The organism is Loigolactobacillus rennini DSM 20253, from assembly GCF_001436505.1.
In the GTDB taxonomy this organism is placed as follows: Bacteria; Bacillota; Bacilli; order Lactobacillales; family Lactobacillaceae; genus Loigolactobacillus; species Loigolactobacillus rennini.
The window spans coordinates 14,514-40,327 of record NZ_AYYI01000038.1 but is presented as its reverse complement, the minus strand read 5'-3'; the positions used below and the strand labels follow the sequence as shown (position 1 = coordinate 40,327).

General features: G+C 40.5%; 28 protein-coding genes. 26 read left to right on the top strand and 2 right to left on the bottom strand.

The genetic code is table 11. The features are described 5' to 3' along the window. Positions 1 to 11 precede the first annotated feature (11 nt). The 18 genes from FC24_RS06105 to FC24_RS06020 all read left to right on the top strand — a co-directional run bounded on the left by FC24_RS06105 (position 12) and on the right by FC24_RS06020 (position 13,167). The gene (locus tag FC24_RS06105; protein ID WP_057874004.1) at positions 12 to 539 is read left to right on the top strand and encodes a diol dehydratase small subunit; all 528 of its coding nucleotides are present in this window, start codon (positions 12 to 14) and stop codon (positions 537 to 539) included. Positions 540 to 634: 95 nt separating this feature from the next. Next, positions 635 to 2,467, top strand: a complete 1,833-nt coding sequence (locus FC24_RS06100; RefSeq protein WP_057874003.1) for a diol dehydratase reactivase subunit alpha — start codon at positions 635 to 637, stop codon at positions 2,465 to 2,467. 4 nt (positions 2,468 to 2,471) lie between these two features. Further along, positions 2,472 to 2,825, top strand: a complete 354-nt coding sequence (locus FC24_RS06095) for a glycerol dehydratase reactivase beta/small subunit family protein (RefSeq protein ID WP_057874002.1) — start codon at positions 2,472 to 2,474, stop codon at positions 2,823 to 2,825. Continuing rightward, a complete protein-coding gene (locus FC24_RS06090; protein ID WP_057874001.1) occupies positions 2,818 to 3,336 on the top strand; it encodes a BMC domain-containing protein in 519 nt (172 codons plus the stop codon). Before FC24_RS06095 ends, FC24_RS06090 begins: the two co-directional genes overlap by 8 nt. Positions 3,337 to 3,391: 55 nt before the next feature. After that, a complete protein-coding gene (locus FC24_RS06085; RefSeq protein WP_275453138.1) occupies positions 3,392 to 3,676 on the top strand; it encodes a BMC domain-containing protein in 285 nt (94 codons plus the stop codon). A 26-nt stretch (positions 3,677 to 3,702) separates the two neighbouring features. After that, complete coding sequence (pduL, locus tag FC24_RS06080; protein WP_057873999.1) at positions 3,703 to 4,341, top strand: phosphate propanoyltransferase; 639 nt, start codon at positions 3,703 to 3,705, stop codon at positions 4,339 to 4,341. 25 nt (positions 4,342 to 4,366) lie between these two features. Further along, positions 4,367 to 5,215, top strand: a complete 849-nt coding sequence (eutJ, locus tag FC24_RS06075; protein WP_057873998.1) for an ethanolamine utilization protein EutJ — start codon at positions 4,367 to 4,369, stop codon at positions 5,213 to 5,215. Positions 5,216 to 5,226: 11 nt separating this feature from the next. After that, complete coding sequence (gene pduM / locus FC24_RS06070) at positions 5,227 to 5,733, top strand: PduM family microcompartment protein (protein WP_057873997.1); 507 nt, start codon at positions 5,227 to 5,229, stop codon at positions 5,731 to 5,733. Then, positions 5,715 to 5,987 (top strand): EutN/CcmL family microcompartment protein, encoded by a 273-nt coding sequence (locus FC24_RS06065; protein ID WP_057873996.1) that lies wholly within the window; start codon positions 5,715 to 5,717, stop codon positions 5,985 to 5,987. Before pduM ends, FC24_RS06065 begins: the two co-directional genes overlap by 19 nt. Before the next feature lie 14 nt (positions 5,988 to 6,001). Then, entirely contained in the window at positions 6,002 to 6,580 is a 579-nt protein-coding gene (locus tag FC24_RS06060; protein ID WP_057873995.1) for a cob(I)yrinic acid a,c-diamide adenosyltransferase, read from the top strand. An 18-nt stretch (positions 6,581 to 6,598) separates the two neighbouring features. Beyond that, complete coding sequence (locus FC24_RS06055; RefSeq protein ID WP_057873994.1) at positions 6,599 to 7,081, top strand: GlcG/HbpS family heme-binding protein; 483 nt, start codon at positions 6,599 to 6,601, stop codon at positions 7,079 to 7,081. Continuing rightward, the gene (locus tag FC24_RS06050) at positions 7,074 to 8,495 is read left to right on the top strand and encodes an aldehyde dehydrogenase family protein (protein WP_057873993.1); all 1,422 of its coding nucleotides are present in this window, start codon (positions 7,074 to 7,076) and stop codon (positions 8,493 to 8,495) included. Before FC24_RS06055 ends, FC24_RS06050 begins: the two co-directional genes overlap by 8 nt. Position 8,496: 1 nt before the next feature. Beyond that, positions 8,497 to 9,621 (top strand): 1-propanol dehydrogenase PduQ, encoded by a 1,125-nt coding sequence (locus FC24_RS06045; protein ID WP_057873992.1) that lies wholly within the window; start codon positions 8,497 to 8,499, stop codon positions 9,619 to 9,621. 124 nt (positions 9,622 to 9,745) lie between these two features. Then, the gene (locus tag FC24_RS06040; protein ID WP_057873991.1) at positions 9,746 to 10,450 is read left to right on the top strand and encodes an MIP/aquaporin family protein; all 705 of its coding nucleotides are present in this window, start codon (positions 9,746 to 9,748) and stop codon (positions 10,448 to 10,450) included. A gap of 90 nt (positions 10,451 to 10,540) precedes the next feature. Beyond that, positions 10,541 to 11,731: an acetate/propionate family kinase gene (locus FC24_RS06035; protein ID WP_057873990.1), complete on the top strand. Its 1,191-nt coding sequence runs from the start codon at positions 10,541 to 10,543 to the stop codon at positions 11,729 to 11,731. Positions 11,732 to 11,787: 56 nt separating this feature from the next. Continuing rightward, the gene (locus FC24_RS06030; RefSeq protein ID WP_057873989.1) at positions 11,788 to 12,243 is read left to right on the top strand and encodes a EutP/PduV family microcompartment system protein; all 456 of its coding nucleotides are present in this window, start codon (positions 11,788 to 11,790) and stop codon (positions 12,241 to 12,243) included. Between the two features lie 18 nt (positions 12,244 to 12,261). Then, the gene (locus FC24_RS06025) at positions 12,262 to 12,825 is read left to right on the top strand and encodes a cob(I)yrinic acid a,c-diamide adenosyltransferase (protein WP_057873988.1); all 564 of its coding nucleotides are present in this window, start codon (positions 12,262 to 12,264) and stop codon (positions 12,823 to 12,825) included. A 120-nt stretch (positions 12,826 to 12,945) separates the two neighbouring features. Then, positions 12,946 to 13,167, top strand: coding sequence for a hypothetical protein (locus tag FC24_RS06020; protein ID WP_057873987.1), 222 nt, complete (start codon positions 12,946 to 12,948; stop codon positions 13,165 to 13,167). Positions 13,168 to 13,232: 65 nt separating this feature from the next. Here FC24_RS06020 and FC24_RS06015 read toward each other — a convergent pair whose 3' ends face one another. Beyond that, on the bottom strand, positions 13,233 to 13,556 hold the full coding sequence (locus FC24_RS06015; RefSeq protein WP_057873986.1) for a DUF3899 domain-containing protein: 324 nt from the start codon (positions 13,554 to 13,556) through the stop codon (positions 13,233 to 13,235). A gap of 317 nt (positions 13,557 to 13,873) precedes the next feature. Continuing rightward, a complete protein-coding gene (locus tag FC24_RS06010) occupies positions 13,874 to 14,515 on the bottom strand; it encodes a helix-turn-helix transcriptional regulator (protein WP_057873985.1) in 642 nt (213 codons plus the stop codon). Between the two features lie 273 nt (positions 14,516 to 14,788). Here FC24_RS06010 and ssnA point away from each other — a divergent pair, with 273 nt between their 5' ends. From ssnA to FC24_RS05970, 8 genes are all read left to right on the top strand, one after another. Next, complete coding sequence (ssnA, locus tag FC24_RS06005) at positions 14,789 to 16,123, top strand: putative aminohydrolase SsnA (protein ID WP_057873984.1); 1,335 nt, start codon at positions 14,789 to 14,791, stop codon at positions 16,121 to 16,123. A gap of 12 nt (positions 16,124 to 16,135) precedes the next feature. Next, the gene (gene ygfK / locus FC24_RS06000; RefSeq protein ID WP_057873983.1) at positions 16,136 to 19,144 is read left to right on the top strand and encodes a putative selenate reductase subunit YgfK; all 3,009 of its coding nucleotides are present in this window, start codon (positions 16,136 to 16,138) and stop codon (positions 19,142 to 19,144) included. Between the two features lie 13 nt (positions 19,145 to 19,157). Continuing rightward, positions 19,158 to 20,546 carry a dihydropyrimidinase gene (gene hydA / locus FC24_RS05995; protein ID WP_057873982.1) on the top strand — a complete coding sequence of 463 codons (1,389 nt, stop codon included), beginning with the start codon at positions 19,158 to 19,160 and terminating at the stop codon, positions 20,544 to 20,546. 60 nt (positions 20,547 to 20,606) lie between these two features. After that, the gene (dpaL, locus tag FC24_RS05990) at positions 20,607 to 21,773 is read left to right on the top strand and encodes a diaminopropionate ammonia-lyase (RefSeq protein WP_057874067.1); all 1,167 of its coding nucleotides are present in this window, start codon (positions 20,607 to 20,609) and stop codon (positions 21,771 to 21,773) included. A gap of 2 nt (positions 21,774 to 21,775) precedes the next feature. Beyond that, positions 21,776 to 23,092, top strand: a complete 1,317-nt coding sequence (locus FC24_RS05985) for a YgeY family selenium metabolism-linked hydrolase (RefSeq protein WP_057873981.1) — start codon at positions 21,776 to 21,778, stop codon at positions 23,090 to 23,092. 126 nt (positions 23,093 to 23,218) lie between these two features. After that, on the top strand, positions 23,219 to 24,418 hold the full coding sequence (ygeW, locus tag FC24_RS05980) for a knotted carbamoyltransferase YgeW (RefSeq protein WP_057873980.1): 1,200 nt from the start codon (positions 23,219 to 23,221) through the stop codon (positions 24,416 to 24,418). Positions 24,419 to 24,451: 33 nt separating this feature from the next. Next, positions 24,452 to 25,390 (top strand): carbamate kinase, encoded by a 939-nt coding sequence (arcC, locus tag FC24_RS05975; RefSeq protein ID WP_057873979.1) that lies wholly within the window; start codon positions 24,452 to 24,454, stop codon positions 25,388 to 25,390. Between the two features lie 16 nt (positions 25,391 to 25,406). Then, positions 25,407 to 25,784 carry a Rid family detoxifying hydrolase gene (locus tag FC24_RS05970; RefSeq protein ID WP_191980375.1) on the top strand — a complete coding sequence of 126 codons (378 nt, stop codon included), beginning with the start codon at positions 25,407 to 25,409 and terminating at the stop codon, positions 25,782 to 25,784. The last annotated feature ends 30 nt before the right edge of the window (positions 25,785 to 25,814 follow it).

Here is a 25,814-nt window from a genome sequence, read left to right as displayed (position 1 = left end):
GAGGTGTAAATATGGCAGAAATGGATGACTTAGTAAAAAAGATTATGGCACAAATGCAGCAAGAACAAACTAGTGGCCAAACAGACAAGCAACGAACAGCAACACCAACTGCAAGTCAACAAAAAACGTTAAACACTTCAGATTATCCGTTATTTTCCAAACATCCAGAAATGATTAAATCTCCTAGCGGTAAGGGCTTAGATGAAATCAATTTAGATAATGTCATGAAGGGTAACGTTAAGGCAGATGATCTGCGGATTACGCGGGAAACGTTGCAGCGACAAGGTGAGATTGCCAAAGCAGCTGGGCGGCCTGCTATTCAAAAGAATTTTGCCCGGGCAGCAGAATTGACGGCCATTCCGGATGATAAAATTTTGGCAATGTATGGTGCATTACGGCCATACCGGTCATCAAAGCAAGATTTAGAAGATATTGCTCAAGAATTAGAAGATGAATATAATGCACCAATTTGTGCTTCATGGTTCCGTGAAGCAGCCAAATACTACGAAAGCCGTAAAAAGCTAAAGGGTGATAATTAATTTTTAATGTCAGCAGGTTAGTTTAACAGCTAATCCGCCCATTATTACTCACTTTTTAGCAATTAACGGTATTGATGTTAGTAGGAGGAGTTCTCATGAAAAAAATAATTGGTGTCGATGTCGGGAACTCATCAACCGAAGTTGCTTTAGCAGATGTTGGCACGGACGGTAACAGTCATTTTATCGCGTCAGATATTGCAGAAACTACCGGGATTAAAGGCACGTTACGCAACTTAATTGGCATTCGTACAGCATTGAACAGCATCTTGCAAAAAACAAGTTTAACCACTGATGATATTGATTTAATTCGGATTAATGAAGCTACACCAGTTATTGGTGACGTAGCAATGGAGACCATCACGGAAACAATTATTACTGAATCAACGATGATCGGACACAATCCAAGAACACCAGGTGGCTTAGGTCTAGGTATTGGTTATACGATCAGTATCGTTGATCTGATTAAACAAACAGACAAACAGCGCAGCTACATTGTGCTAATTCCACGTAGTGTTGATTTTGCTGATGCAGCTAAATTGATCAATATGTATATCGGTTGTGGTTATAAAGTGACTGCCGCTATTATGCAAGGCGATGATGGTGTCTTGGTCAATAACCGCTTAACACATAAAATGCCAATTGTTGATGAAGTTGCCTTTTTAGATAAAGTACCAGTCGACATGTTGGCCGCAGTTGAGGTGGCTGATCAGGGCCGTGTAATTTCGCAATTGTCTAATCCATATGGCATTGCCACTGTCTTTGGCCTAAATTCCAAAGAGACTAAGAATATTGTTCCTGTGGCACGGGCTTTAATTGGCAATCGTTCTGCAGTTGTTATCAAAACGCCTAAAGGTGACGTTAAGGCCCGGGTTATCCCAGCTGGAACTTTAGAAATTCACGGTGATCACGGCCGGACAGAAAAAATCGGAATTTCTGATGGTGCTGAAAAGATTATGCAAGTGATTTCGAGTTTTGACACCATTGATGATGTAACTGGTGAAGCAGGTACAAATATCGGTGGGATGTTAGAGCGGGTGCGGCAAACTATGGCGGAATTAACGGATAAAAAGTTAACGGATATCGCTATTCAAGATTTGCTTGCGATCAATACATCTGTTCCAATCAACGTTCGTGGTGGTTTGGCAGGCGAGTTTTCGATGGAGCAAGCGGTTGGCATTGCTTCTATGGTTAAGTCAGACCGCTTGCAAATGTCTCGCATTGCTAAAGCCATTGAAGAAGAAATGAAAGTTAAAGTAGATATCGGTGGTGCTGAAGCTGAAGCAGCGATTATGGGGGCTTTAACTACCCCAGGAACTAGCAAGCCAGTTGCATTATTGGACTTGGGTGCTGGTTCAACGGATGCGTCGATTATCAATCAGCAAGATAAAATTATGGCAATTCATTTAGCTGGTGCTGGTGACATGGTCACTATGATCATTAACTCTGAATTAGGCTTAGATGATTTGTATTTAGCAGAAGATATTAAACGCTACCCATTAGCTAAGGTTGAGAATCTGTTTCAATTACGGCATGAGGATGGTTCGGTTCAATTCTTTGAAAAAGCACTGCCAGCAGATATTTTTGCTAAAACAGTAGTGGTTAAACCAACGGGGTATGAGCCGGTGCCAGGTGATTTGTCAATTGAAAAAATCCGCCTAGTTCGGCAAACAGCGAAGAAACGTGTTTTTGTAACCAATGCAATTCGGGCATTAAAACACGTTAGTCCAACAGGCAACATTCGTGATATTCCGTTTGTCGTGATTGTTGGCGGTTCTGCACTTGATTTTGAAATTCCACAGCTAGTGACTGATGCCCTATCGCATTATAATCTTGTTGCTGGCCGGGGCAATGTACGATCGATTGAAGGACCACGTAATGCAGTGGCTACTGGTTTAATTTTACGGTACGCCAATGAAGTAAGGGGGTAAGCGGATGACAGTAAAACCCGTCATTTTAATTGCTAGTGGTTTTTCCGATCAACGTTTGCAGCCGTTGCTTTATGGTATTGAAGAAGAGCAGATTCCTTATGCAGTGCGGACAATTGATCGCACAGGGACTTTGGCGCACATTGCGCATGAAGCAGCAATTGCGTCACCGCTATCTGTAGGGATCGCTTATGATCAACAACACATTGACGTTCATTACAAAAATTTACCTGAGGATCAGCCATTGTTTTCGGAAACTTGGGGTGATGTGCGGAAATTACGCGCTTTAGGTGCTAATGCTGCACGTTTAGTTAAAGGTGTGCCGTTTAAGGTCATAAAGGAGGAAACCAGAAATGAGTAAAGCACTTGGCATGGTAGAAGTAGTCGGATATGCCTGTGCAGTTAACGTGGCTGACATTATGACAAAAACGGCAGACGTCATCATTAAAGGCGTACAACGTGCCCGTGGTTCTGGTTGGTTAACCATTAAAGTAACTGGGGATGTTGGTGCCGTTCAAGCCAGTGTGACAGCAGGTAAAGCACAAGCACAGCAGGATCATTTATTCGTTACATCTAAAGTGATTCCACGTTTAGCAACCGACGTAGCGCCGGTATTTTTACCACACGCCTCAAAACCATTAGACAAAAAGAAGTCAACAGTGCCGACTAAAGCTGATAAGACAATAGAAGAGCCGACACCTGAACAAACTGACGACAAACAAGTAACAGTAGAGAAGCCGAAAAAACCGACTTACACTTGTAATTTGTGTCATGATCCAGCTTGTCCACGTAAGAAAGGTGAACCGCGTGCTTCGTGCATTCACTTTAAGGAATTGGATGCTGGAAATTCAGACGAATCAACACAAAAATAGGGAACAACTTGCCCTTGTGGCAAAATTAAAGGTTTTAAATTATTAGGAGGTTATCATAATGAATAACGCATTAGGTATGGTTGAAACAAAAGGTTTAGTCGCAGCAATTGAAGCAGCAGATGCAATGGTTAAAGCAGCTAATGTTACTTTAACTGGCTATGAACGGATTGGTTCTGGCTTAGTCACTGTTATGGTACGTGGGGATGTTGGTGCGGTTAAAGCATCAGTTGACGCAGGAACTTCTTCAGCGGAACAAGTCGGTGACGTTTATGCCTCTTATGTCATTCCTCGTCCACACAGTGATGTTGAAAAGATTTTGCCAACAAGCACACAAAAATAATTTAGATAGAAACGGCGGATTGAATGATGAACGAAGAAGAATTACGAAAAATTATTCGTAGAATCGTTAAAGAAGAAATGGAACCTGGTATTCCGGTAGCAGTTTCTAACCACCATGTGCATTTAACTGAAGCTGATTATAAAACACTTTTTCCGCATGAAGAAATTGCGCCACGGAAATGGTTGACACAACCTAAAGAATACGCAGCAAAACAGGTTGTTACCATTGTGGGACCAACTGGAAATGAAATTCCGCATGTTCGGGTAATGGGACCTTGCCGTAAACATTCTCAAGTTGAAATTGCACGTTCAGATGCACGTCAGCTCGGAATTACGGTGCCAACTCGGTTATCCGGTGAACTGGAAGGAACACCGTCAATTAAGGTTAAAACGGATGATGGCGAAATCACAGTTCAAGGTGTGATTGCTGCTAAACGGCACATTCATATGAGTGATAAGGACGCTGAACGTTTTGGCGTTAAATATGGTGAAACGGTAGAAGTAGCCATTGAAACTGACGGCCGGCGGACAATTTACGATGATGTAATTGCACGCCCTAACCCAAATTTTGTTTTAGAGATGCATATTGATGTTGACGAAGCAAATGCAGCGTGCGTTGGTCCAGATACCATTGGTCACATTGTCCCCAAAGACAAACGGGTTTAAGAATTAAGTGAAGAGGTGTATTCGAATGAAACAAACAGCGCGATCGTGGACATTAGCTAAGACGGATCAAATTTTGCAACAGTTTGCCCCACTGGTTAACGGCCAGAAACCAGCACGTAAACTTAAACCAAATGAAAAACTAAAAGTCGGTGTTGATTTGGGGACTTCTTCGATTGTCTTAACAATTTTAGATGAACAGGATCACCCGTTATATGGTGCATTTGAATACGCCAAAGTTGTTCGTGATGGCATGGTTGAAGATTACATGGGAGCAGTTCAGGTTTTAAAACGGTTAAAAATGCAGGCTGAAACTGTTTTAAACCGTACGTTGACCAGTGCTTGCGGGGCCATTCCCCCGGGTACTGGGGAAAATAGCGCTAAAGTGGTGGCAAATGTGATTGAAGCTGCTGAAATGGAAGTTGAGAAAATTGTCGATGAACCGACTGCAGCAGCAAAATTCTTGCATTTGCAAACGGGTACGGTTGTTGATGTTGGTGGCGGGACCACTGGCATTAGCATTTTCCGGCAGCACCGCTTAGTCAAAGTTGTTGACGAACCTACAGGTGGATCGCACATGACGTTAGTGCTAGCAGGTTATCACCACACAACTGTGGATAAAGCTGAAGCACTAAAGCGTGATCCAAAGCAGGATAGCGCTAATTTCCCGATTATTCGACCGGTTATTGAAAAAATGGCCACGATCACTAAAAACGTAATGACTACTCAATCAGCAAAACCTGTTGTCATTGTTGGCGGTGCATCTAATTTTAAAGAATTTGTCTCAGCGTTTAGCCATACCTTAGGGTGCGAAGTACAACGGCCTATTTTTCCTCAGTTTGTTACACCATTAGGTATTGCAATGTATGACAAGTAGAGGTGTTGCTCATGGATGACGAAATTGTGCGCCAAGTTTTAACGCGCTTGAAAAAGCGTCGGCAGCAAAAAATTGATTTTTTCTACCGCTCAGATCAAGCAGCACCTAAAGCGCTAGTCTATTATCATTATGCAAATGTAACGGTACAAAACGTTACGATTGCGTTGATTCGTGATCTTTACCGTTTGGATACCAGAAATGCTTGGGTGAAGTGGTTGCTAACTGGTTTAGACTATCAGGTGAATTTGACTTTAGTGCTTAGTTTTAAACAGCTTGATTTTGTGCCGCTACCGCTTTTGACGACTTGGCCGATTACTTTTAAAGACCGGCAGCAACGGTCAATCATTGCTTTTGAAAAATTGCAGATAACGCGTCAGGACTTAGTACTCTTACCACCTGAAAGCATTATCTTAAAAACACATGCACAGAAAATTACAATGTTGGGGCGTGATGAGATCGTTAGACGCCGGCTCATTCTCCAAGAAAGGTCGAATCGTACATGTATATGGGAAAAGTAGTGGGAAGCGTGGTTTCGACACAAAAAGATACTTCCCTTGTTGGGCGTAAATTAATGATTGTGCGCCAAGTTGATAGTAATGGCGAGCCGATGAGCCGTGAAGAAGTTGCGGCAGATACTGTCGGTGCAGGCATCGGCGAATACGTCTTGATTGTGCGGGGCGCTGGTGCTCGCCACAGTTTTAATGAAAACACCTCTCAACAAGAAGTCATGGATGCAGCAATTGTCGGCATTATTGATCGTTTTGATAAATGATAGGGATGTAAATGATGGCAATTTATACTAAAACAGGTGATAAAGGAAAAACCAGCCTTTTCGACGGTGCGCGTGTCAGAAAAGATGATTTACGTGTCGAAACTTATGGCACTTTTGATGAATGCAATGCACAGATTAGTGTTGCTGAAAAATATTGCCAACTTTCTCAAAATAAAAAGTTATTAAAGCAAATTGAATATAAAATGTTTTTCTTGCAAGGTGAAATTGCGACGCAAGATACAGATAAGTTTTATGGTAAAAGTCAACGGATTGAGGCAGAGGACATTCAGTTGTTGGAACACGTGATTGACGACTATACGACGAAACTGCCTAAAGTAACTAGTTTTATTTTACCAGGTCAAAGTCTTGCAGGCGCGCAATTACATGTTTGCCGTACATTATGTCGACGAGCTGAGCGGCGGTTGATTCAATTAGGTGACACGATTACATTTCGCCCTGAGATTGAGCAATACGTTAATCGCTTGTCAGATTTAATGTATATTTTGGCACGTGCTGAAGATCATGAAGCACAACAAGAAAAAATTGTTGATGAAGTGGTTAAACGCTATATGAAAGCAATCGAATCAAATTAGAAATGAAGTGATTCATTAATGAATACCAATGAAATTCGTCGCGTTGTACGGGCAATTTTAGCAGAAACAAACAGTGAACGTTTTTTCACTAGAAAAAACATGCAACGGGTATTCGATGTGGCAGAGGCCAAAGCAAACGAATTAAAAGTAGGTGTCACCATGTGTGTCGCTGATGAAGCAGGCAATGTCCGGATGCTTTATCACATGCCAAATGCCAACATGGTATCACGTACTTTAGCCCCTAAAAAAGCTTGGTCGGCAATTGCTATGAAAGAACCAACTAAAGATATCAGTGCAGACATTCAACCAGGAGCACCACTTTACGAAATGAGTGGTAATTTGGCGGGGCGCCTAGTCTCGTTTCCTGGTGGCATTCCTTTAGTTTGGAATGGCAAAATCGTCGGAGCAATGGGCATTAGCGGTGGCCTAATTGAACAGGATCAGCTGATCTGTGAGACTGCCGTCAACGCATTTTTTAAAGGAGACAAAGATAATGGCTAGTTTAGAAGAACAAATTAGAAGGATTTTAGCAGAAGAATTACAAAATGAATCAGCAACAACGCCTTCTCAAGTTGGCGGAGCAACTAAAGGCAAAAATGGTGTTTTCACAAGTATTGATGATGCCATTGCAGCAGCCAAGGCAGCGGAGGAACGCTATGTGGACTGCTCAATTGAGACCCGGAATAACGTTATTGATGCAATTAAAGAAGGCTTTCGGCCTTACATTAAGAAAATGGCAGAAGACATTGTTGCCGAAACAGGTATGGGGACAGTGGATGCTAAAGTTGCAAAGCTAAATAATGCGTTATATAACACACCTGGTCCTGAAATTTTACAGCCTGAAGCTGAAACAGGTGATGGTGGCCTCATTATGTATGAATACGCACCATTTGGTGTGATTGGTGCCGTTGGACCATCAACCAACCCTTCTGAAACTGTCATTGCTAATGCCATTATGATGCTAGCTGGTGGCAATACATTGTTCTTTGGTGCTCACCCAGGTGCAAAAAATATTACCCGCTGGACTATTGAAAAATTAAATCAATTTGTTGAAGAAAAAACTGGTTTAACCAATTTAGTGGTTACTTTGGATAAACCATCCATCGAATCGGTACAAAAAATGATGAAACATCCTGACATTGCCATGCTGTCAGTGACAGGTGGTCCAGGTGTCGTTCACCAGGCTATGACCAGTGGCAAAAAGACTGTAGGTGCGGGCGCTGGTAATCCTCCTGCAATGGTAGATTCAACAGCTAATATTGATTTAGCAGCACATAACATTATTGATTCTGCAGCTTTTGATAACGATATTCTCTGCACTGCTGAAAAAGAAGTCGTAGTTGAAGCATCTGTTAAAGATGAATTGATCCGCAAAATGCAAGATGAAGGTGCATTTTTGATCACTAACCCAAGTGATATTCAAAAATTAGTTGATATGACCATTATGGATAATGGTGCACCAAGCCGGAAATTTGTTGGTAAAGACGCGACTTACATTATGGATGCAGCAGGGATTCATTATACTGGTCAACCTAGAGAAATCATTTTGGAAGCAGCTGCCGACCATCCACTGGTTACAACTGAAATGTTAATGCCAATTCTACCAGTAGTTGCTTGCCCAGATTTTGACAGTTTATTGAAGACTTCAGTTCTTGTTGAAGGCGGCAATCATCATACTGCTTCTATTCACTCTGAGAATTTGCCACACATTAACCAAGCAGCACACCGGATGAACACCTCAATTTTTGTTGTTAATGGACCAACTTATGCCGGAACAGGTGTTGGACACACTGGCGCATCGGCGTTAACCATTGCAACACCAACTGGTGAAGGAACGGCTACTGCTAAAACATTTACACGGCGGCGGCGCCTAAATTCACCAGAAGGATTTTCATTGAGAAGCTGGAGGCAGTAAAATGGAAAAAATAGCAATTCCAACTACCATTTATTCTGGCGATGATAGTTTAAGTGTTTTAAAAATAATCAAACAAGCGACAGTTTTATTAGTTTGTGATCCATTTTTACCTGGGACACCTGGGTTGAAGTCCATTCAAACACAAATTGATAACACCAATCAGACGACGGTATTTTCAGATGTTAAGCCCAATCCACCATTAACTAACATTATGGCAGGCGTTAAAATTTTTAACCAAATTAAACCGCAGTATGTCATTGCTGTTGGCGGCGGATCGGCGATTGATACAGCTAAAGCAATTCGTTTCTTTGGTGAACGACTTAACCAAACTGAAATCAAATGTTTTATTGCGATCCCAACGACTAGTGGGACAGGTTCAGAAGTAACGAATACGGCAGTTGTTTCGGATGAAAAAAATGCTAGTAAAACGCCAATCATTAAGGACCATTTAACACCAGATATCGCCTTATTAGATCCAAAATTGGTGATGAGTGCGCCTGCTAGTGTCACTGCTTTTTCTGGTTTAGATGTTTTAACCCACGCTTTGGAATCTCTAGTTTCTGTGGATCCAGGTGCTAATGTGATTTCGACAGCGTTATCAGAAGAAGCAATAGATATTATCGTCAATCATTTAGTGACTTGTTATAAGCAACCTGATAACTATGAAGCACGTAAAATTGTGCATGAGGCATCAAATGCAGCTGGCATGGCATTCAATACGGCTGGTTTGGGAATTGCGCATTCAATTGCTCACCAATTAGGGGCACAATTCCATTTACCACATGGGTTAGCTTGTGCGATGATGCTACCAATTGTGATTGAATTTAATGCTCAAGATCATAAAGTGCGGGATAAGTATGTTAAAGCGGCTGTTAAAGCTGGAATTGGCAATCGAAATTTAAGCCCGCGTTTGGAAATCAAGCGATTGCAAAATACAATTTATAAAATGATGGACCAGATGAAATGTCCGCATAATTTGCGTGCTTTTGGTGTTGACCCGGCCGAAGCAAAAGCAAAAACAGAAGTAGTCGTTAAAGCTGCTCGTGCTGACGGTACATTCCCGGGTAATCCAATTGTCCCAACAGACGAACAATTGACAAAGGTTTATCAAGCGGTTATCGGTTAAGTAAAAGTTAATTATTTTCACTCCGAGAAATGAAGTTAGTATGTGTGTCATAAGAAAATTACCGTTGTGGTCAATAAAGCGGGGAAAACCTTATGGCACACTTGTTACTGAGGAGGAGACGTTTATGAACGCTTATCTAGGCGAATTTGTTGGGACAATGATCCTCATTATTCTTGGTGCTGGTGCCGGTGCGAGTATTAATTTAAATAAGGCTTATGCTAAAGGGCAAGGCTGGTTGTACATTGGTTTTGCTTGGGGTATGGCAGTTGCCTTTGGTGTTTATGTTGCTGCTGCTTTTGGCGCACCTGGACATTTAAATCCTGCTTTCACCATTGGCGCTGCTATTTCAGGATTAATATCTTGGCACCAAGTCGTTGGTTTTATCATTGCACAAATGTTAGGGGCATTTTTAGGTGCTGCAATTGTTGTCGTTCATTTCTATCCGCATTTTAAAGCGACTAAAAATGCAGCAGAAGGTAACATGGTTGGTATTTTTGCCACTAAACCTGCCATTAATAATCCTATCTATAATTTTGTGAGTGAAGTCATTGCAACTTTTACATTTACTTATATTACATTTAATTTGGGTGATTTTACCACTGGATTGAAACCATTCATTGTTGGATTTGTTATTTTTGCTGTGGGGATTAGTCTTGGATCTACCACAGGCTATGCGTTAAATCCAGCACGGGATTGGGGACCACGGTTAGCATATACCATATTACCGGTGCCCAATAAAACGGCTGCGCACTGGGAATATGCTTGGGTACCAATGTGTGGGCCAATTGTTGGCGGAATTATTGCAGCATTATTATTTAATTTACAGTGATGATAATGTAAGGGTACAGGGGAAATAACTGACTTAATTTTTTAAGCGGTGACCTTGTACCTTTTTTCTTAAATTAGTTGAGGTGATTGGATGTCAAAAAAAGTGATGGCAATTAATTCAGGCAGTTCATCCTTGAAATTTAAACTTTACGAAATGCCAGAAGAAATTGTAATTATGGAAGGTAATATTGATCGAATTGGCAAAGATAATGCAGTTTTTGAATATCGTTATCAGGAAAAAAAGGAAAAACTTGTACAATCCATCGCTGATCATGAAGCTGCTGTGCAATTAGTTTTGGATACGTTGATTTCAAAAAAAATTATTGCCAGTTATGATGAAATTGCTGGTGTTGGCCATCGGATTTCAAATGGCGGCCAATACTACAGTGATGCAACGTTAATTAATGAAGATGTTGAAAAGCGGATTGATGAACTTAGTGTCTTATCGCCATTGCATAATCCTGTTAATTTAATCGGAATTAAGGCGTTTATTGCTGATTTACCACATGCTAAAGAAGTAGCAGTCTTTGATACTGCCTTTCATCATACGATGCCTACGGTCAATCAATACTACGGTATTCCTTATCAATATTATCAAGAGGGAATCCGGCGCTATGGTTTTCATGGCCCAAGCCATGAGTACATTGCGTTAAAAACAGCTGAATTGTATCCTGAAGCTAGTCAGCGTGTTATTTCTTGCCACATTGGCAATGGTGCAAGTATCACTGCAATTAAGGATGGTAAATCGATTGCTAATTCAATGGGCTTTACGCCTTTATCTGGTTTAATTATGGGTACTCGTAGTGGTGATATCGACCCGCAAGTCATTCCGTACTTGGAACAGCAAAAGGGAATGTCAGCCCAAGCAGTTAAAGATATGCTAAATCACAAATCTGGCTTATTGGGCTTATCAGGTATTTCAAATGATGTACGTGATCTAACAAAAATTGCTCAGGATAAATCAGATTCACGGCAACAACGAGCCAGCTTAGCGCTAAAAGTTTTTGCTCACCAAATTCAATTCTATATTGGTGCTTATGCCGCGGAATTAAATGGTGTGGATAGCATTGTCTTTACAGCTGGTGTTGGTGAACATTCAGCTTTAGTTCGGCAATTAGCATGTCAAAACTTAGGCTACTTAGGCGTTAAAATTGATGATGAAAAAAACAAAGTGAATGCTTTATCTATTGAAACAGATGATAGTACTGCTAAGGTGCTTATCATTCCAACCGATGAAGAAATTATTATCGCACGTGACGTGATGCGTGTTGCAAAATTATAAGGCTATACTAAAATTTTATTTTGTGAATTGGTGTAGTGAAGGAGTGCAAATCGGCGATGAGTGAACTAAAAAAGCCCATTTTTATGGGGGCAATCAGTTGCGGCAAAACAACTTTGTGTCAACGACTGCAAGGTGCAGCATTGGCCTATCGTAAAACACAAGCCGTTGAATTTTACCAAAATATGATCGATACGCCAGGAGAGTTTGTCGAACACCATCAACTTTATAATGCATTGACAGTGACGGCAGCTGAAGCTGATATCATTGTATTATTGCAAAGTGTTAGTGATCGCCGGCAAACTTTTTCGCCTAGTTTTGGTAGCATGTTTCCCAAACCAAAAATTGGTGTTGTCACTAAAGCGGATTTAGCCGAAGATCAACACCAGATTGATTGGACTAAACAACAGCTTAAAATTGCCGGTGCCAAGAAAATTTTCACCATTTCAGCGGTGAAAAATGAAGGCATTCAAGAATTGATTGATTATTTAGGAATTAGTGAAGTCGCTAAATAAATTAAGGTGGTTAATTCAGTGCGGATATATACAAAAACTGGAGATAAAGGAAAAACGCAGATTATTGGTCAAAAAGTTGTTTCAAAAGATGATGTGCGCGTCAATGCTTATGGTTCTGTGGATGAATTAAATTCTTGGATAGGTTATACCGCTAGTCAACTCAATCAAAAAACAGCCGTATTAAAACCTGAATTGGAAGAAATACAACAATTGTTATTTGATGCTGGAACTGACTTAGCAACGCCAGAAAAAGCAAATGAAAAATCATTTGCTTTTGATAATGAAGCAACACAATGGCTTGAAAAGAAAATTGATCATTATACAGAAGTTGTACCACCAGTTAAAAAATTCATTCTACCAGGTGGCTCACAAACTGCTAGTGCCTTACATGTTGCGCGGACGATCACACGGCGGACAGAACGGACCATCGTTACATTACAAGGGCAAGCTGCGATTAATCAGGCTGTTTTGGTTTTTATCAATCGCTTGTCAGATTATTTCTTTGCAGCAGCAAGGTATGCCAATACTTTAGAAGGTAAAGCAGATGTACTGTACCGAAATAGCCGTTCTGTCTTTCACTAATTACATTAAAATGGTTTAACTAAGTTGCTGATTAATTATAGTGACTTAAAATTTGCAGGGTGGTAAAAATATGGTACAATATAAGCGAAATGAAGATTAATTTGAAAAGGATGAAGGACGATGAAATCTGATCAGCCCAGGCCGCCCCAAATACGCTTGAGTATTATGATATTGCAGTTACTACTTATTTTTGCGGGTTTATATGGTATCTTGACGTTTAATTCACCAATCGTTTTTGTTATCAGTGCGATTGTAATGGCAGGGGCCACCTTGTTATTGATGAATGCGTTAAGCTTTTATCTTCATTCACGGCATAAACGCAATTTGAAAATGAATCGTTAATTATAAAATATCCCAGCAGATCAAAATCTGCTGGGATATTTTTTAGTGCAGTTAACCTAATAGTGTTACAAAAAAGAAATGACAATGCTAGCGGCCATTTCAATTAAACCTAACCACAAAAAAACACGTCGCAATTTGGTATAAAAAGCAGGTTGCTTGGTATCCTTTTGGGATACACTAGGCGTTTGCGGGCGATGCCAAGTTAAATGGCGGAAGATGTGCGCGTCGTATAAGTATAATACTAATGCAATGACTAAAATGAAAAGCCCAATTAAAAACAGATTATTTGAAAGGTTAAGTTTAAAAGTGCGTTTATCCGAAAGAAAAGTGAGCACTAGAGCAAAGGCCAGTGAAATAATGGTACTGACCCAGCTAATTTTTTTAATCATAATGTTGACGCTCCTTTTCACATTAGTTTCCATTTTAATTATTTTAGCAGGGTCTAGAAAAAAAGCAAAATTTGTTTTCCCAGGTAGGGTGGGGATTATTAAATAATTGACGGCTGTCTATTAATCAAAAAAACTGGGTAACCACGTGAGTGAATTACCCAAACATTATCGGCACATCGGTCCTTTTGTGCCGTCACTTTAATTGTGCACCGCTATCCAGATTACAAGTTACGGTTTGATGCTGAAACCAGCTATGAAAGTTAGTGCGTCATTCAACACACCAAAAATCAGCTTACTGCTAGTTTTGGCGTTGATAATTATTTTTTAGCATCAATGTAACTATATAAAGTATATTTTGAAATGTTAAAGTATTGTGAAACTTTATCGCCTGATTTTGTGATTAAAAAAGCACCTTTACTGTTTAAAAATTGAATGCTATTTACTTTATCTTCTTTTGACATCAGTGCAACTGGCTTGCCAACGCGGTTAACTGATTCTTGAATCAAATCGTCTAATAATTCATTAACATTTTGCGGGATGATGTTGGGCTCATCCTTACTGTCTTTACTTTTAACGTCTGTAAATGAATGTAAAACATTTTCTGCCATAATTAGGTTAGAAATATCATAATTAATGGCAAAAATGGCTTCTAAGTTACCTTTTTTGTCTTTCAAATAGAGCGTACTAGATTTAAGGACGCGACCATCATGAGTGTGCGTAATGTAATTGATGTGGTCTTTTAGTTCGGCTGGATCCTTTTTTAAAGTTTCGAGGACAACTTGGGAAGGACCATCGCCTAACTGACGTGAAGAAACTTGGCCATTTTCGATTGAGACAATGGTGTGATTCATATCATTAGGGTCGACCCGGTGAATGACAATTTCACAGTTTTCACCAAATTGTCCAGCCAGTGCTTTGGCAACTTGGTTTAAAAATTTCAATTTATCATCTGTTGACATAAGCGAACCTTCTTAATTTTTAATTTAATGACAATTTTTATTTTTTAAAATAATTTTTTGTAATTATAAGCACTATTATAGCAGTAGTTAGCTCATTTTCGATAATAATCAATAAAATATTTTTTAGCTAGGCTATATTTTTTTAGCATTCGTGCTATACTCTAATTGTACCGAAAGTGAGCTAGATTTCAAGTGAGTAGCAGTCAAACTAAACATAAATGTCTTTTTGTTTAAGCTGATTGTAACCGCTTACTAATTATTAGGAGGTTCGCCATGTTATTGATCGGCAATGGAAATGTCATTACACGCCAACCCGAAAATGGTTTCATTAAAAATGGTTGTGTTGTCATTGACGGACAAACAATAAAAGAAGTTGGCACAACGACAGCTTTAAAAGCAAAATATCCTGAAGAAGAATTTATTGACGCCAAGGGTGGTATGATTATGCCTGGTTTTGTTAATATGCATAATCATATCTACAGTACGTTTGCACGTGGACTTAGTATTAATGGGTACCACCCCAAAGACTTTCTTGACATTTTAAAAGGACAATGGTTTCGACTTGATAGTGAATTAAATAACAAGACAACTTATGCTAGCGGTAAAGTGGCGTATTTGGATAGTATTAAAAATGGTGTCACAACTATGTTTGATCACCATGCAAGTTATGGACAAACACGCGGCAGTTTAGGTGAATTGTCAAAAGCAGCGGATGAATTAGGCGTTAGAACCTGTCTTTGTTATGAAGTTTCTGACCGTCATGGTGAAGGAGCAATGAAGGAAGCTGTTGCAGAAAACCTTGAATTTATTGAGGCCGCAAAACAGCGCCATGATGATATGCAACATGCCATGATGGGCTTACATGCAGCGTTTACACTATCTGATCCAACTTTAGAATATGTCAGAGAACAAACGCCAGAAGATGTTGGCTTTCACATTCACGTTGCAGAAGGGATGGCCGATGTTTATGATTCCTTAGCTAAATATAATAAGCCGATTGTTAATCGGTTATTCGACTGGGGGATTTTAGGTAAGCAAACCATGGCTGGTCATTGTATTCACATTGGACCGCATGAAATGGCGTTACTGCGCGATACCGATACAATGGTAGTCACAAATCCAGAATCCAATATGGGGAATGCAGTTGGCTGCCCATCTGTTTTGAGGATGCTCAATGATTATCATTTGTTAGTCGGTTTGGGTACTGATGGCTTCACTAACGATATGATGGAATCCTTCAAATTTGCTAACTTAATTCATAAACATCAATTAGCCGATCCAAATGCTGGTGCGGCAGAAGTGCCAGAAATGATCTTTGCGAACAACCCGCAAATGGCTAACCGGTTATTTAACACAAAATTAGGGGTGTTAGAACCAGGTGCAGCCGCTGATGTGATTGTTGTTGATTATCAATCACCGACACCAGTTACCGCTGATAACTATAATGGTCACATTTTATTTGGTGTCAATGGGCGAATGGTAAATGATACCATCATTAATGGACAAGTGCGGATGCGTAACCGTGAAGTTGTCGGTGTTGATGAAGCTAAAATTTGGGCCGACGCGCATGAGCAGTCACAATTATTGTGGCAACGGATTAATGGATAGGAGGAAAATCCCATGAGTGATGTGATGCATCCCATTTCGGTTAAAGCTTTATTGAATTGGATTTTAGAAGAATTCAAACGTGAAGGGACAGTTTTTGGCGTTCGTCGTTTCTTTAAAGCTGATCCAAATAAAACAATGTCGCTATTTGGTGAACAGATGGAAGTACCGGTTGGACCAGCAGCAGGTCCGCATACACAATTAGCACAAAACATTGTGGCTGCCTATTTAACTGGTGCGCGATTCTTTGAGTTGAAAACGGTTCAGACCATTGATGGTGAAAATTTGAATGTTTCAAAACCTTGTATCAACGCACGCGATGAAGGTTATAACGTTGAATGGTCCACAGAATTGACGGTACCAAAAGCATATGAAGAATATGTTAAAGCTTGGTTCATTCTAAAACTTTTAAGTCGCGAGTTTGATTTAGGCAGTCCCGATGGTTTCATCTTTAACATGAGTGTTGGTTATAATCTGGAAGGTATTAAGACACCTAAAATTCAAAACTACATTGATCAGATGCAAGATGCCACCAACACACCAATTTGGGCAGAATGTTTAGCGGCAGCTCGGGAAATGTTACCGCGTTTTACCCGGATTGATGAGGATTATTTAGAACAAATTAGTCCGCATGTCTCACGGTCAATTACTTTATCAACCATGCACGGTTGCCCACCAAAAGAAATTGAACGGATTGCCATGCACTTATTGACAGAAAAGTATCTGAACACCTTCATTAAATGTAATCCAACATTATTAGGTTATGATTATGCACGTAAAACAATGGATGCTTTAGGCTATGATTATATGGACTTCGATGAAGAACATTTCTTAGCTGATTTACAGTACGAAGATGCAGTTCCAATGTTGAAACGTTTGCAAGGTCAAGCTGATCACCAGCATTTGAACTTTGGCGTTAAAATCACGAATACTTTCCCACTAGGCATTAAACAAAACGAATTACCTGGCGAAGAAATGTATATGTCGGGCCGTTCGTTGTTCCCACTAAGTATTGCCGTGGCAAAGAAATTGTCTGACGCGTTCCATGGTAAATTGCAAATCTCGTATTGTGGTGGCGCGGATATCTTTAACATTAAAGATTTGTTTGAAGCAGGCATCTGGCCAATCACGGTTGCTACTGTTTTACTGAAACCAGGTAGTTATCAACGTATTACCCAGATTGCAAATCTATTATCGAGTTTACCTTATCCAACACATGTACAAGTTGATCTTGAAAAACTCAGTCGGTTAGTGGCCAAAGCTGGTCAACAAGCACATTACCAAAAGCCAATTAAATTACCGATCACACCTAAGATTGAAGAAAAATTACCATTATTAGATTGCTATACAGCACCTTGTCGTGGGACTGGTGGTTGTCCAATTGATCAGGATGTACCTGCTTACCTACGTTATGTCAGTGAAGGCAAGTATTTGGATGCGTTAAAGGTTATTGTCGATCGGAACCCGTTACCTTTCATTACCGGTACGATCTGTGCCCATCCTTGCCAAACTAAATGTACACGGCAATTTTATGAAGGTGCCATTGACATTCGTGGCGTTAAGTTAGAAGCTGCTGAACATGCTTATGACGAACTGATTGCCACAATGGAAAAACCGGAACGCAAAGCGGATGCACCAAAAACTGCTGTTGTCGGTGGTGGACCAGCCGGCTTATCTGCTGCTTATCTTTTGGCACGTGAAGGTATGCCAGTCACTGTCTTTGAAAAAGCCGATAAAATGGGCGGTGTCTGCAGCCAAGTTGTTCCTGAATTCCGGATCTCCATGGAAAGTGTCCAAAAGGATATCGATCTAGCAAGTTTTATGGGTGCAGAATTCAAAAATGGTCAAAGTGCACCTGATCTTAATCAATTACATGCTCAGGGTTATACTAACGTTATTTATGCAATTGGTGCTTGGCACCACCGCAATTTGAAATTAACCCACGGCACAGCAATAAACTCATTAGAATTTTTGAAAGCAACACGTAATGATGACATGCAACATAACCCTTATGGTGAACATATTGTCGTTGTCGGTGGTGGTAATACGGCAATGGATTGTGTTCGAGTTGCAAAACGTCTACCAGGGGTTAAAAAAGCTTCCTTAGTTTACCGTCGTAATAAGCGTAATATGCCAGCTGATGAAGATGAATTGTACGCAGCACTTGATGACGGTGTTGATTTCTTAGAATTGTTATCGCCAGTTTCCTTAGAAAATGGTCAACTAACTTGTGAAATTATGGAATTAGGCGAACGTGATGCTTCTGGTCGGCGTAAACCAATGTCAACAGGAAAGTATACCAAAGTGCCTGCAGACACAGTGGTTTCAGCTGTCGGGGAAAGTATCGATACACGTTATTACCAACATGTTGGGATTCAGTTAGATGACCGCGGCTTAGTAGCTAGCAATCCACAAACGTTGGAAACAAACTTAGACCATGTATATGTTATTGGTGATGGTAATCGTGGACCAGCGACAATTGTGGAAGCAATTGCGGATGCAACACGTGCAGCAAAAAATATTTGCGCAATTCATAATGAACATTATGAGCAAACCAATTTAAACATTGATCGGGCTGAACCAAGAAGCAAACGTGGCATTATGGTGACACCAGAAACACCGATGACACAAGCTGGACGGTGCTTAGAATGCTCGACAATTTGTGAATCTTGTGTTGATGTTTGTCCAAACAGAGCAAATATCGTAGTTAATGTTAATGGTGATCCACAAATTATGCACATTGACCGGATGTGTAACGAATGTGGCAACTGTGAAACATTCTGTCCTTATTCCAGCGCGCCGTACAAAGATAAATTTACACTATTTAATAGTGAAGCAGATTTTTACGACAGTACAAACGCTGGCTTCTTCGTTAAGGATGCTGCGAACAAAGAATGCTTAGTTCGCGTAGGCGATGTTGTAGAAACCATTAATTTGGATGAAACAACTATGGATATTCCAAACGGCTTATTAGATATGATGGATACAGTAATTGATGACTATAGTTACTGCTTAGCCGATTAATGGAGGGGTAAAGGTGTCAAGTGTAATAAAAGGTGCGACGGTGGTTTCAACACATGGCCAACGCCAACTAGATGTCAAAATAGCAGATGGAAAAATTGCGGAATTAGGCGTTGATGTAGCGACCAGCGCTGACGAAGTCGTCGATGCAACCGGTTGTTATCTCTTTCCAGGGTTTATTGATGCGCATACGCATTTGAAATTGGATAACGGACCAGGAACACCTGATACAGCAGACAACTTTAAAACTGGTAGTATCGCAGCGATTGCTAACGGGACGACTTCTGTCATTGATATGGCAACGCCCCACCGTGGACACAGTTTGGAAGCTTGCTTAAAAACTTGGAACGAAGCGGCTGCTGGGAATAGTTCTTGTGACTACAGTTATCACATGTCACTGATTGAATGGAATCAGCAGTTAGCTGCTGAAATCCCTAAAATGGCAGCACATGGGATCACATCCTTTAAGATGTACATGGCATATGACAACTTGCGTACCAGCGATGCTGAAATTTACGCAGCCATGAAAGCGATTAAATCAGTACATGGCATGTTGGGAATTCATTGTGAAAGTGGTGCGTTGATTAACGCATTACAAGCAGAATATTTAGCTGCAGGTTTAACCGCACCTAAATATCATGCGCTCACACGGCCTAATCAATTAGAAGCCGAAGCGGTCAATCGTTATTTAACGATTGCGCGTTTGGTTGATCTACCTGTTAATATCGTTCATTTAAGTACGCGCGAAGCATTAGCTGTTGTCCGGGCTGCAAGAGCAAAAGGGCAAAAAGTTTTTGTTGAAACCTGTCCGCAGTATTTATTGCTGGATGAGCATTGTTATGACCTGCCAAATTTTGCAGGTGCTAAGTATGTTTGTTCACCACCTTTACGTAGTCAAAGAGATGAACTTGCTTTGTGGCAAGCACTAGCTGGTAACGAAATTAATACCATTTCAACGGATCATTGTGACTTTAATTTCAAAGATAAAAAACGGATTGGTAAGGATGATTTCACAAAAATTCCTGGTGGCATGCCAGGAATTGAGACACGGCCACAATTGATTTACACAGCTGGTGTGACAACTGGCAAGCTTAGCTTAACTCAATTTGTAGGCTTATTGTCAGAAAATATTGCCCGCCAATTTGGAATGTATCCGCAAAAAGGTGTTATTCAAGTGGGCAGTGATGCTGACTTAGTGATTTGGGATCCAGAAAAAAGTGGCGTGATTGCCGCTAAAACACAGTTACAACATGTGGATTATTCACCATTTGAAGGTTTTAAAACAAAAGGTGCTGCACGAACAGTTTATCTACGCGGTCAAAAAATCGTTGATAATGGGCGAGTTGTAACAACTGGCAAAGGGCAATTCGTTGCTCGTCACGGCAGTGATTATGAATTAGTTTAAAATTTAGAGTAAAGAGAGGGACTTAGATTGACAGACAAGATTAAATGGATCAAAAATGCAATGCCTAAAACAGATGATAAACATTTGCCATTAATGAATCATGCGGCGGTTGAAAAGGCACAAACATTTCACCGTAGTTTTCCCCAATATAGTCAAACACCTTTGGCTAACTTAAAACAAATGGCACATTATTTAGGTTTGAAGAATTTCTTTGTCAAAGATGAATCCTATCGTTTTGGCTTAAATGCGTTTAAAGTTTTAGGCGGCTCTTATGCGATGGGCAATTACATTGCAAAAAAATTGGGTAAAGACATTTCTGAAATCACTTATGATTATATGATTTCACCACAATTGAAGAAAGAATTGGGCCAAGCGACTTTCTATACCGCAACTGATGGCAACCACGGACGTGGTGTTGCTTGGGCAGCCAATAAATTAGGTCAAAAGGCAGTTGTTTTGATGCCCAAAGGGTCGACTAAAGCGCGCTTCGATAATATTAAAAAAGAAGGCGCAGACGTCACAATCGAAGATGTTAACTATGATGAATGTGTCCGTAAAGCTAATGCATTAGCTGAAAAGACAGAAAATGGCGTTATGGTGCAAGACACTGCTTGGGATGGTTATGAGGAAATCCCAACTTGGATTATGCAAGGTTACGGCACTATGGCATTAGAAGCCGCTAAACAAATGAAAGAAGCGGGTGTTGAACGACCAACACATGTCTTTATTCAAGCCGGCGTTGGTAGCTTGGCCGGTGCTGTCATCGGTTTCTTTGCTAATTTGTTCCCAGAAAACCCACCGATTATGACGGTATTAGAAGCGGAAGCCGCAGACTGCTTATACAAATCAGCAGTAGCTAAAGACGGAAAGATTCGGTTTGCTCAAGGTGATTTACAAACCATGATGGCCGGGTTAGCTTGTGGGGAACCTAACACAATTTCATTTGATATTTTGAAGAATAACGTCACTTACTTTGCTTCTTGCCCAGATTGGGTTTCTGCAAAAGGCATGCGGATGTTAGGTGCACCAATTAAAGGTGATCCACAAGTGACATCAGGAGAATCTGGTGCTGTTGGCATGGGCTTTGTCGCGACTGCAATGCATGATCCAGCTTATGCAGAAATGCGGCAAGCATTGAAATTAGATAGCGACTCGAAAGTGCTGATCTTCTCAACAGAAGGCGACACTGATCCTGAAAACTATAAAAAAATTATGTGGGAGGAATAATAATGGATTTAGATGCAATCAAACAACAAGGTAAAAAATATGAAGCCAATATGACCAAGTTCTTACGGGACATGGTTGCCATTCCTGGCGAAAGTGCTGAAGAAAAAGGAAAAATCGAACGTGCTAAGCAGGAAATGGAAGCAGTCGGTTTCGATAAGATTGAAATTGACAAAATGGGGAATTTATTAGGTTACATGGGTAACGGCAAAACATTGGTTGCCTTTGACGGCCACATCGATACTGTTGGTATCGGTGAAAAGAAAAACTGGCAATTTGATCCTTATGATGGCTATGAGACAGATACTGAAATTGGTGGCCGTGGGACTTCTGATCAAGAAGGTGGCATTGTTTCAGCAGTTTATGGTGCTAAGATCATGAAAGATTTAAACCTGTTAAATGATAAGTATACCGTGCTAGTTGCTGTCACAATTCAAGAAGAAGACTGTGATGGTTTAAATTGGCAATACATCATTAATGAAGATAAAATTCGCCCAGATTTTGTTGTCTCAACTGAACCAACTGACGGCGGTATTTACCGTGGTCAACGTGGTCGGATGGAAATCCGGGTCGACGTTAAAGGAACTTCTTGCCATGGTTCAGCACCAGAACGTGGTGACAATGCAATCTACAAGATGGCTGATATTTTACAAGATGTTCGCGCGTTAAATAATAATGGTGCAACTGAAAGTACCACGATTCGCGGCTTAGCTAAAATGCTGGATGAGAAATTCAATCCTGATTGGAAAGAAGCCCGTTTCTTAGGCAGGGGTAGTATTACAGCTTCACAAATTTTCTTCTCATCACCAAGTCGTTGTGCCGTAGCTGATGGTTGTGCAGTCTCCTTAGACCGGCGGATGACAGCAGGTGAAACTTGGGAAAGCTGCTTAGAAGAAATCCGGCAATTACCAGCGGTTAAGAAATATGGTGATGACGTCAAAGTATCAATGTATGATTATGACCGGCCAAGTTACACCGGCTTATCATACCCGATCGAATGCTACTTCCCAACTTGGGTTATTCCAGAAGATCATCCAGTCACTAAGGCCTTATTAGATGTTCATGCTAAGATGTTTGGCGATGTTCGTCAAGGCCCAGCTGATCAAATGAAAATGCGTAAACCGCGTCCATTATTAGACAAGTGGACCTTCTCAACCAATGGAGTGACGATCATGGGACGTAACGGTGTTCCTTGCATTGGTTATGGTCCTGGCGCTGAAGACCAAGCACATGCACCAAATGAAAAGACTTGGAAGACTGACTTGGTTCGTTGTGCCACTGTCTACGCGGCATTGCCAACAATTTATACTGAAAATAAATAAACGTATAGCAAATGACTAAGTTACTGCTGGTAACTTAGTGGTTTGCATACATAGCTAAGCTCTCGGCATCATTGATCAAATGATCACATAGTGCCCGACAATATTATAAAAAAGGGGAATTTTTAAATGGCTAAATTTAACGACTTAGTTGCAAACATTAAAAATCTAGATACAAATAAAATGTATAACAATGATTTCTTACAAACTTGGAAGAAGAATGATGCTGAAATTTCGGCAACTTTAAAGACAGCAGATGCACTACGTGACTTACGAGAACGTAATATTTCAACTAAAGTCTTTGATTCCGGTTTAGGAATCTCCATTTTTCGTGATAATTCAACGCGGACACGTTTTTCCTTCAGTAGTGCTTGCAACATGCTAGGTTTAGAAATCCAAGACTTAGATGAATCCAAATCACAAATTGCTCATGGTGAAACAGTTCGGGAAACTGCCACAATGATTTCATTTATGGCCGATGCAATTGGTATTCGTGATGATATGTATATTGGTAAAGGTACCGATTATATGCACCAAGTTATTGATGCGGTGAAAGGCAGCAATGAAGATGGTATCTTGGAGCAACGCCCTAATTTAGTTGACTTACAAGATGATGAAGATCATCCAACGCAAGCGTTAGCTGACTTAGATCACATTATTCACAAATATGGTGGCGTTGAAAATCTTAAAGGCAAAAAGATTGTTATGTCATGGGCTTATTCACCATCATATGGCAAGCCATTGTCAGTAGCACAATCAATTATTGCTTTGATGACACGCTTTGGCATGGATGTTGTTTTGGCACATCCAGAAGGCTATGAAGTGATGCCAGAAATTGAAGACATTGCCAAGAAAAATGCTGAAAAGTCTGGTGGTAAATTCACTAAGACCAATGATATGAAAGAAGCCTTTAATGATGCTGATGTTATTTATTGCAAGAGCTGGGCACCGTTTAAAGCAATGCAAAAACGGACTGACCTTTATGGTAAAGGCGATTTTGATGGCATTGACAAACTTGAGCAAGAATTATTACAAGAAAATTCACAACACCAAGACTGGTCTTGCACAGAAGATATGATGAAATTAACTAAAAACGGTAAGGCGCTTTACATGCATCCACTACCAGCTGATATTACTGGTGTTTCTGCTGAAAAGGGTGAAGTTGATGCTTCTGTCTTTGATCGTTACCGGGATGAATTGTACAAACAAGCAAGTTACAAACCTTATGTCATTGCAGCAATGATTTTCTTGAGCAAGTTCAAGAATCCAGCAACTGTTTTGAAGCAATTAGAAGCACGCGGACAAGAACGTAAATTAAGTGAAGAATAGCATAGTGTCGATTGAATAGGAAGGAATAGTGCAATGAAGCGTATTGTTGTTGCCCTAGGTGGCAATGCTTTAGGAAATAATTTAAAAGAACAAATGGTGGCTGTTAAATCAACTGCTAAAGCCATTGCCGATTTAATTGAGACTGGCTATGAAGTCATCTTAACGCACGGTAATGGTCCTCAAGCTGGGATGATTCGGCTGGCTATGGATGAGTTGAATCAAAAGGACCCTAAAAGCTACCCGGTTGTACCACTTTCAGTTTGTGTTGCGATGAGTCAAAGTTACATTGGCTATGATTTGCAAAATGCATTGCGCGAAGAATTATTGAATCGCAATATCATTAAGCCAGTTGCAACCGTTGCGACACAGGTTGTTGTTGATCCGGATGATCCAGCTTTTCAACACCCGACAAAGCCAATTGGACGTTTTATGAGCCAAAGCGAAGCAGAACAAATGGCGGCTGATAAAGGTGTTCAAGTAGCAGAAGATGCTGGGCGTGGCTATCGCCAAGTGGTGGCATCGCCTAAACCTAAAGAAATTATTGAAGTACCATCGATTGAGAAATTAATTGATGCTAAGCAAACGGTTATTGCTTGCGGCGGTGGTGGCATTCCGGTCATTAAAGAAGGTCAGCACCATCTTAAAGGTGCAGCGGCAGTCATTGACAAAGATTATTGCAGTGCCTTACTGGCAGCTGACATTGACGCGGATTTATTGGTCATCTTAACTGCTGTTGAAAAGGTTGCATTGAACTTTGGCAAACCTAACCAAACTGAATTAGGCGAAGTTAGTGTTGCAGAAATGCAAAAATATGCTGACGCAGGTCACTTTGCACCGGGCTCAATGTTACCAAAAGTAGAAGCAGCAATTCAATTTGCTGCATCAAAACCAGGCCGAAGAACGTTGATTACCTTATTAGATAAAGCAAAAGATAGTTTAGCCGGAAAAACGGGAACCATTATTCAAGGATAACTAAGAGGAGGAATTTATCATGAATAAAGCACTTAATGCAGACAATGCCCCTAAAGCTGTAGGCCCTTATTCTCACTCTGTTTTGACAGGCAATACCTTATATATGTCTGGGCAATTAGGATTAGATCCAACGACAAATAAACTAAAAACTAGTGTAACGGACCAAGCAGACCAAGCACTTAAAAACTTGGGTGCAATTTTGAAAAATGCTGGGATGACTTATACCGATGTGGTTAAAACAACCATTTTTATCACTGATATGGCTGATTTTGCAGCAATTAACAAAGTTTACGGCCAGTATTTCACAGATTTCTTACCATCACGTTCTTGCATTGCAGTTGCAGAACTTCCATTAAAGGGACGTTTTGAAATTGAAGCTGTTGCAGTGAAGTAAATTCGATGCATTGCCACTGTTTGGACGGGA

Coding starts and splice junctions, on each gene's coding strand:
- FC24_RS06095 (WP_057874002.1), top strand. CDS start 2,472: ATGACAGTAAAACCCGTCATTTTAATTGCTAGTGGTTTTTCCGATCAA.
- FC24_RS05985 (WP_057873981.1), top strand. CDS start 21,776: ATGGATTTAGATGCAATCAAACAACAAGGTAAAAAATATGAAGCCAAT.
- pduL (WP_057873999.1), top strand. CDS start 3,703: ATGAACGAAGAAGAATTACGAAAAATTATTCGTAGAATCGTTAAAGAA.
- FC24_RS06105 (WP_057874004.1), top strand. CDS start 12: ATGGCAGAAATGGATGACTTAGTAAAAAAGATTATGGCACAAATGCAG.
- ygfK (WP_057873983.1), top strand. CDS start 16,136: ATGAGTGATGTGATGCATCCCATTTCGGTTAAAGCTTTATTGAATTGG.
- FC24_RS06060 (WP_057873995.1), top strand. CDS start 6,002: ATGGCAATTTATACTAAAACAGGTGATAAAGGAAAAACCAGCCTTTTC.
- arcC (WP_057873979.1), top strand. CDS start 24,452: ATGAAGCGTATTGTTGTTGCCCTAGGTGGCAATGCTTTAGGAAATAAT.
- dpaL (WP_057874067.1), top strand. CDS start 20,607: ATGCCTAAAACAGATGATAAACATTTGCCATTAATGAATCATGCGGCG.
- FC24_RS06040 (WP_057873991.1), top strand. CDS start 9,746: ATGAACGCTTATCTAGGCGAATTTGTTGGGACAATGATCCTCATTATT.
- pduM (WP_057873997.1), top strand. CDS start 5,227: ATGGATGACGAAATTGTGCGCCAAGTTTTAACGCGCTTGAAAAAGCGT.
- FC24_RS06090 (WP_057874001.1), top strand. CDS start 2,818: ATGAGTAAAGCACTTGGCATGGTAGAAGTAGTCGGATATGCCTGTGCA.
- FC24_RS06100 (WP_057874003.1), top strand. CDS start 635: ATGAAAAAAATAATTGGTGTCGATGTCGGGAACTCATCAACCGAAGTT.
- ygeW (WP_057873980.1), top strand. CDS start 23,219: ATGGCTAAATTTAACGACTTAGTTGCAAACATTAAAAATCTAGATACA.
- FC24_RS06030 (WP_057873989.1), top strand. CDS start 11,788: ATGAGTGAACTAAAAAAGCCCATTTTTATGGGGGCAATCAGTTGCGGC.
- FC24_RS06015 (WP_057873986.1), bottom strand. CDS start 13,556: ATGATTAAAAAAATTAGCTGGGTCAGTACCATTATTTCACTGGCCTTT.
- FC24_RS06010 (WP_057873985.1), bottom strand. CDS start 14,515: ATGTCAACAGATGATAAATTGAAATTTTTAAACCAAGTTGCCAAAGCA.
- FC24_RS06055 (WP_057873994.1), top strand. CDS start 6,599: ATGAATACCAATGAAATTCGTCGCGTTGTACGGGCAATTTTAGCAGAA.
- FC24_RS06020 (WP_057873987.1), top strand. CDS start 12,946: ATGAAATCTGATCAGCCCAGGCCGCCCCAAATACGCTTGAGTATTATG.
- FC24_RS06050 (WP_057873993.1), top strand. CDS start 7,074: ATGGCTAGTTTAGAAGAACAAATTAGAAGGATTTTAGCAGAAGAATTA.
- FC24_RS06045 (WP_057873992.1), top strand. CDS start 8,497: ATGGAAAAAATAGCAATTCCAACTACCATTTATTCTGGCGATGATAGT.
- ssnA (WP_057873984.1), top strand. CDS start 14,789: ATGTTATTGATCGGCAATGGAAATGTCATTACACGCCAACCCGAAAAT.
- FC24_RS06035 (WP_057873990.1), top strand. CDS start 10,541: ATGTCAAAAAAAGTGATGGCAATTAATTCAGGCAGTTCATCCTTGAAA.
- eutJ (WP_057873998.1), top strand. CDS start 4,367: ATGAAACAAACAGCGCGATCGTGGACATTAGCTAAGACGGATCAAATT.
- FC24_RS06065 (WP_057873996.1), top strand. CDS start 5,715: ATGTATATGGGAAAAGTAGTGGGAAGCGTGGTTTCGACACAAAAAGAT.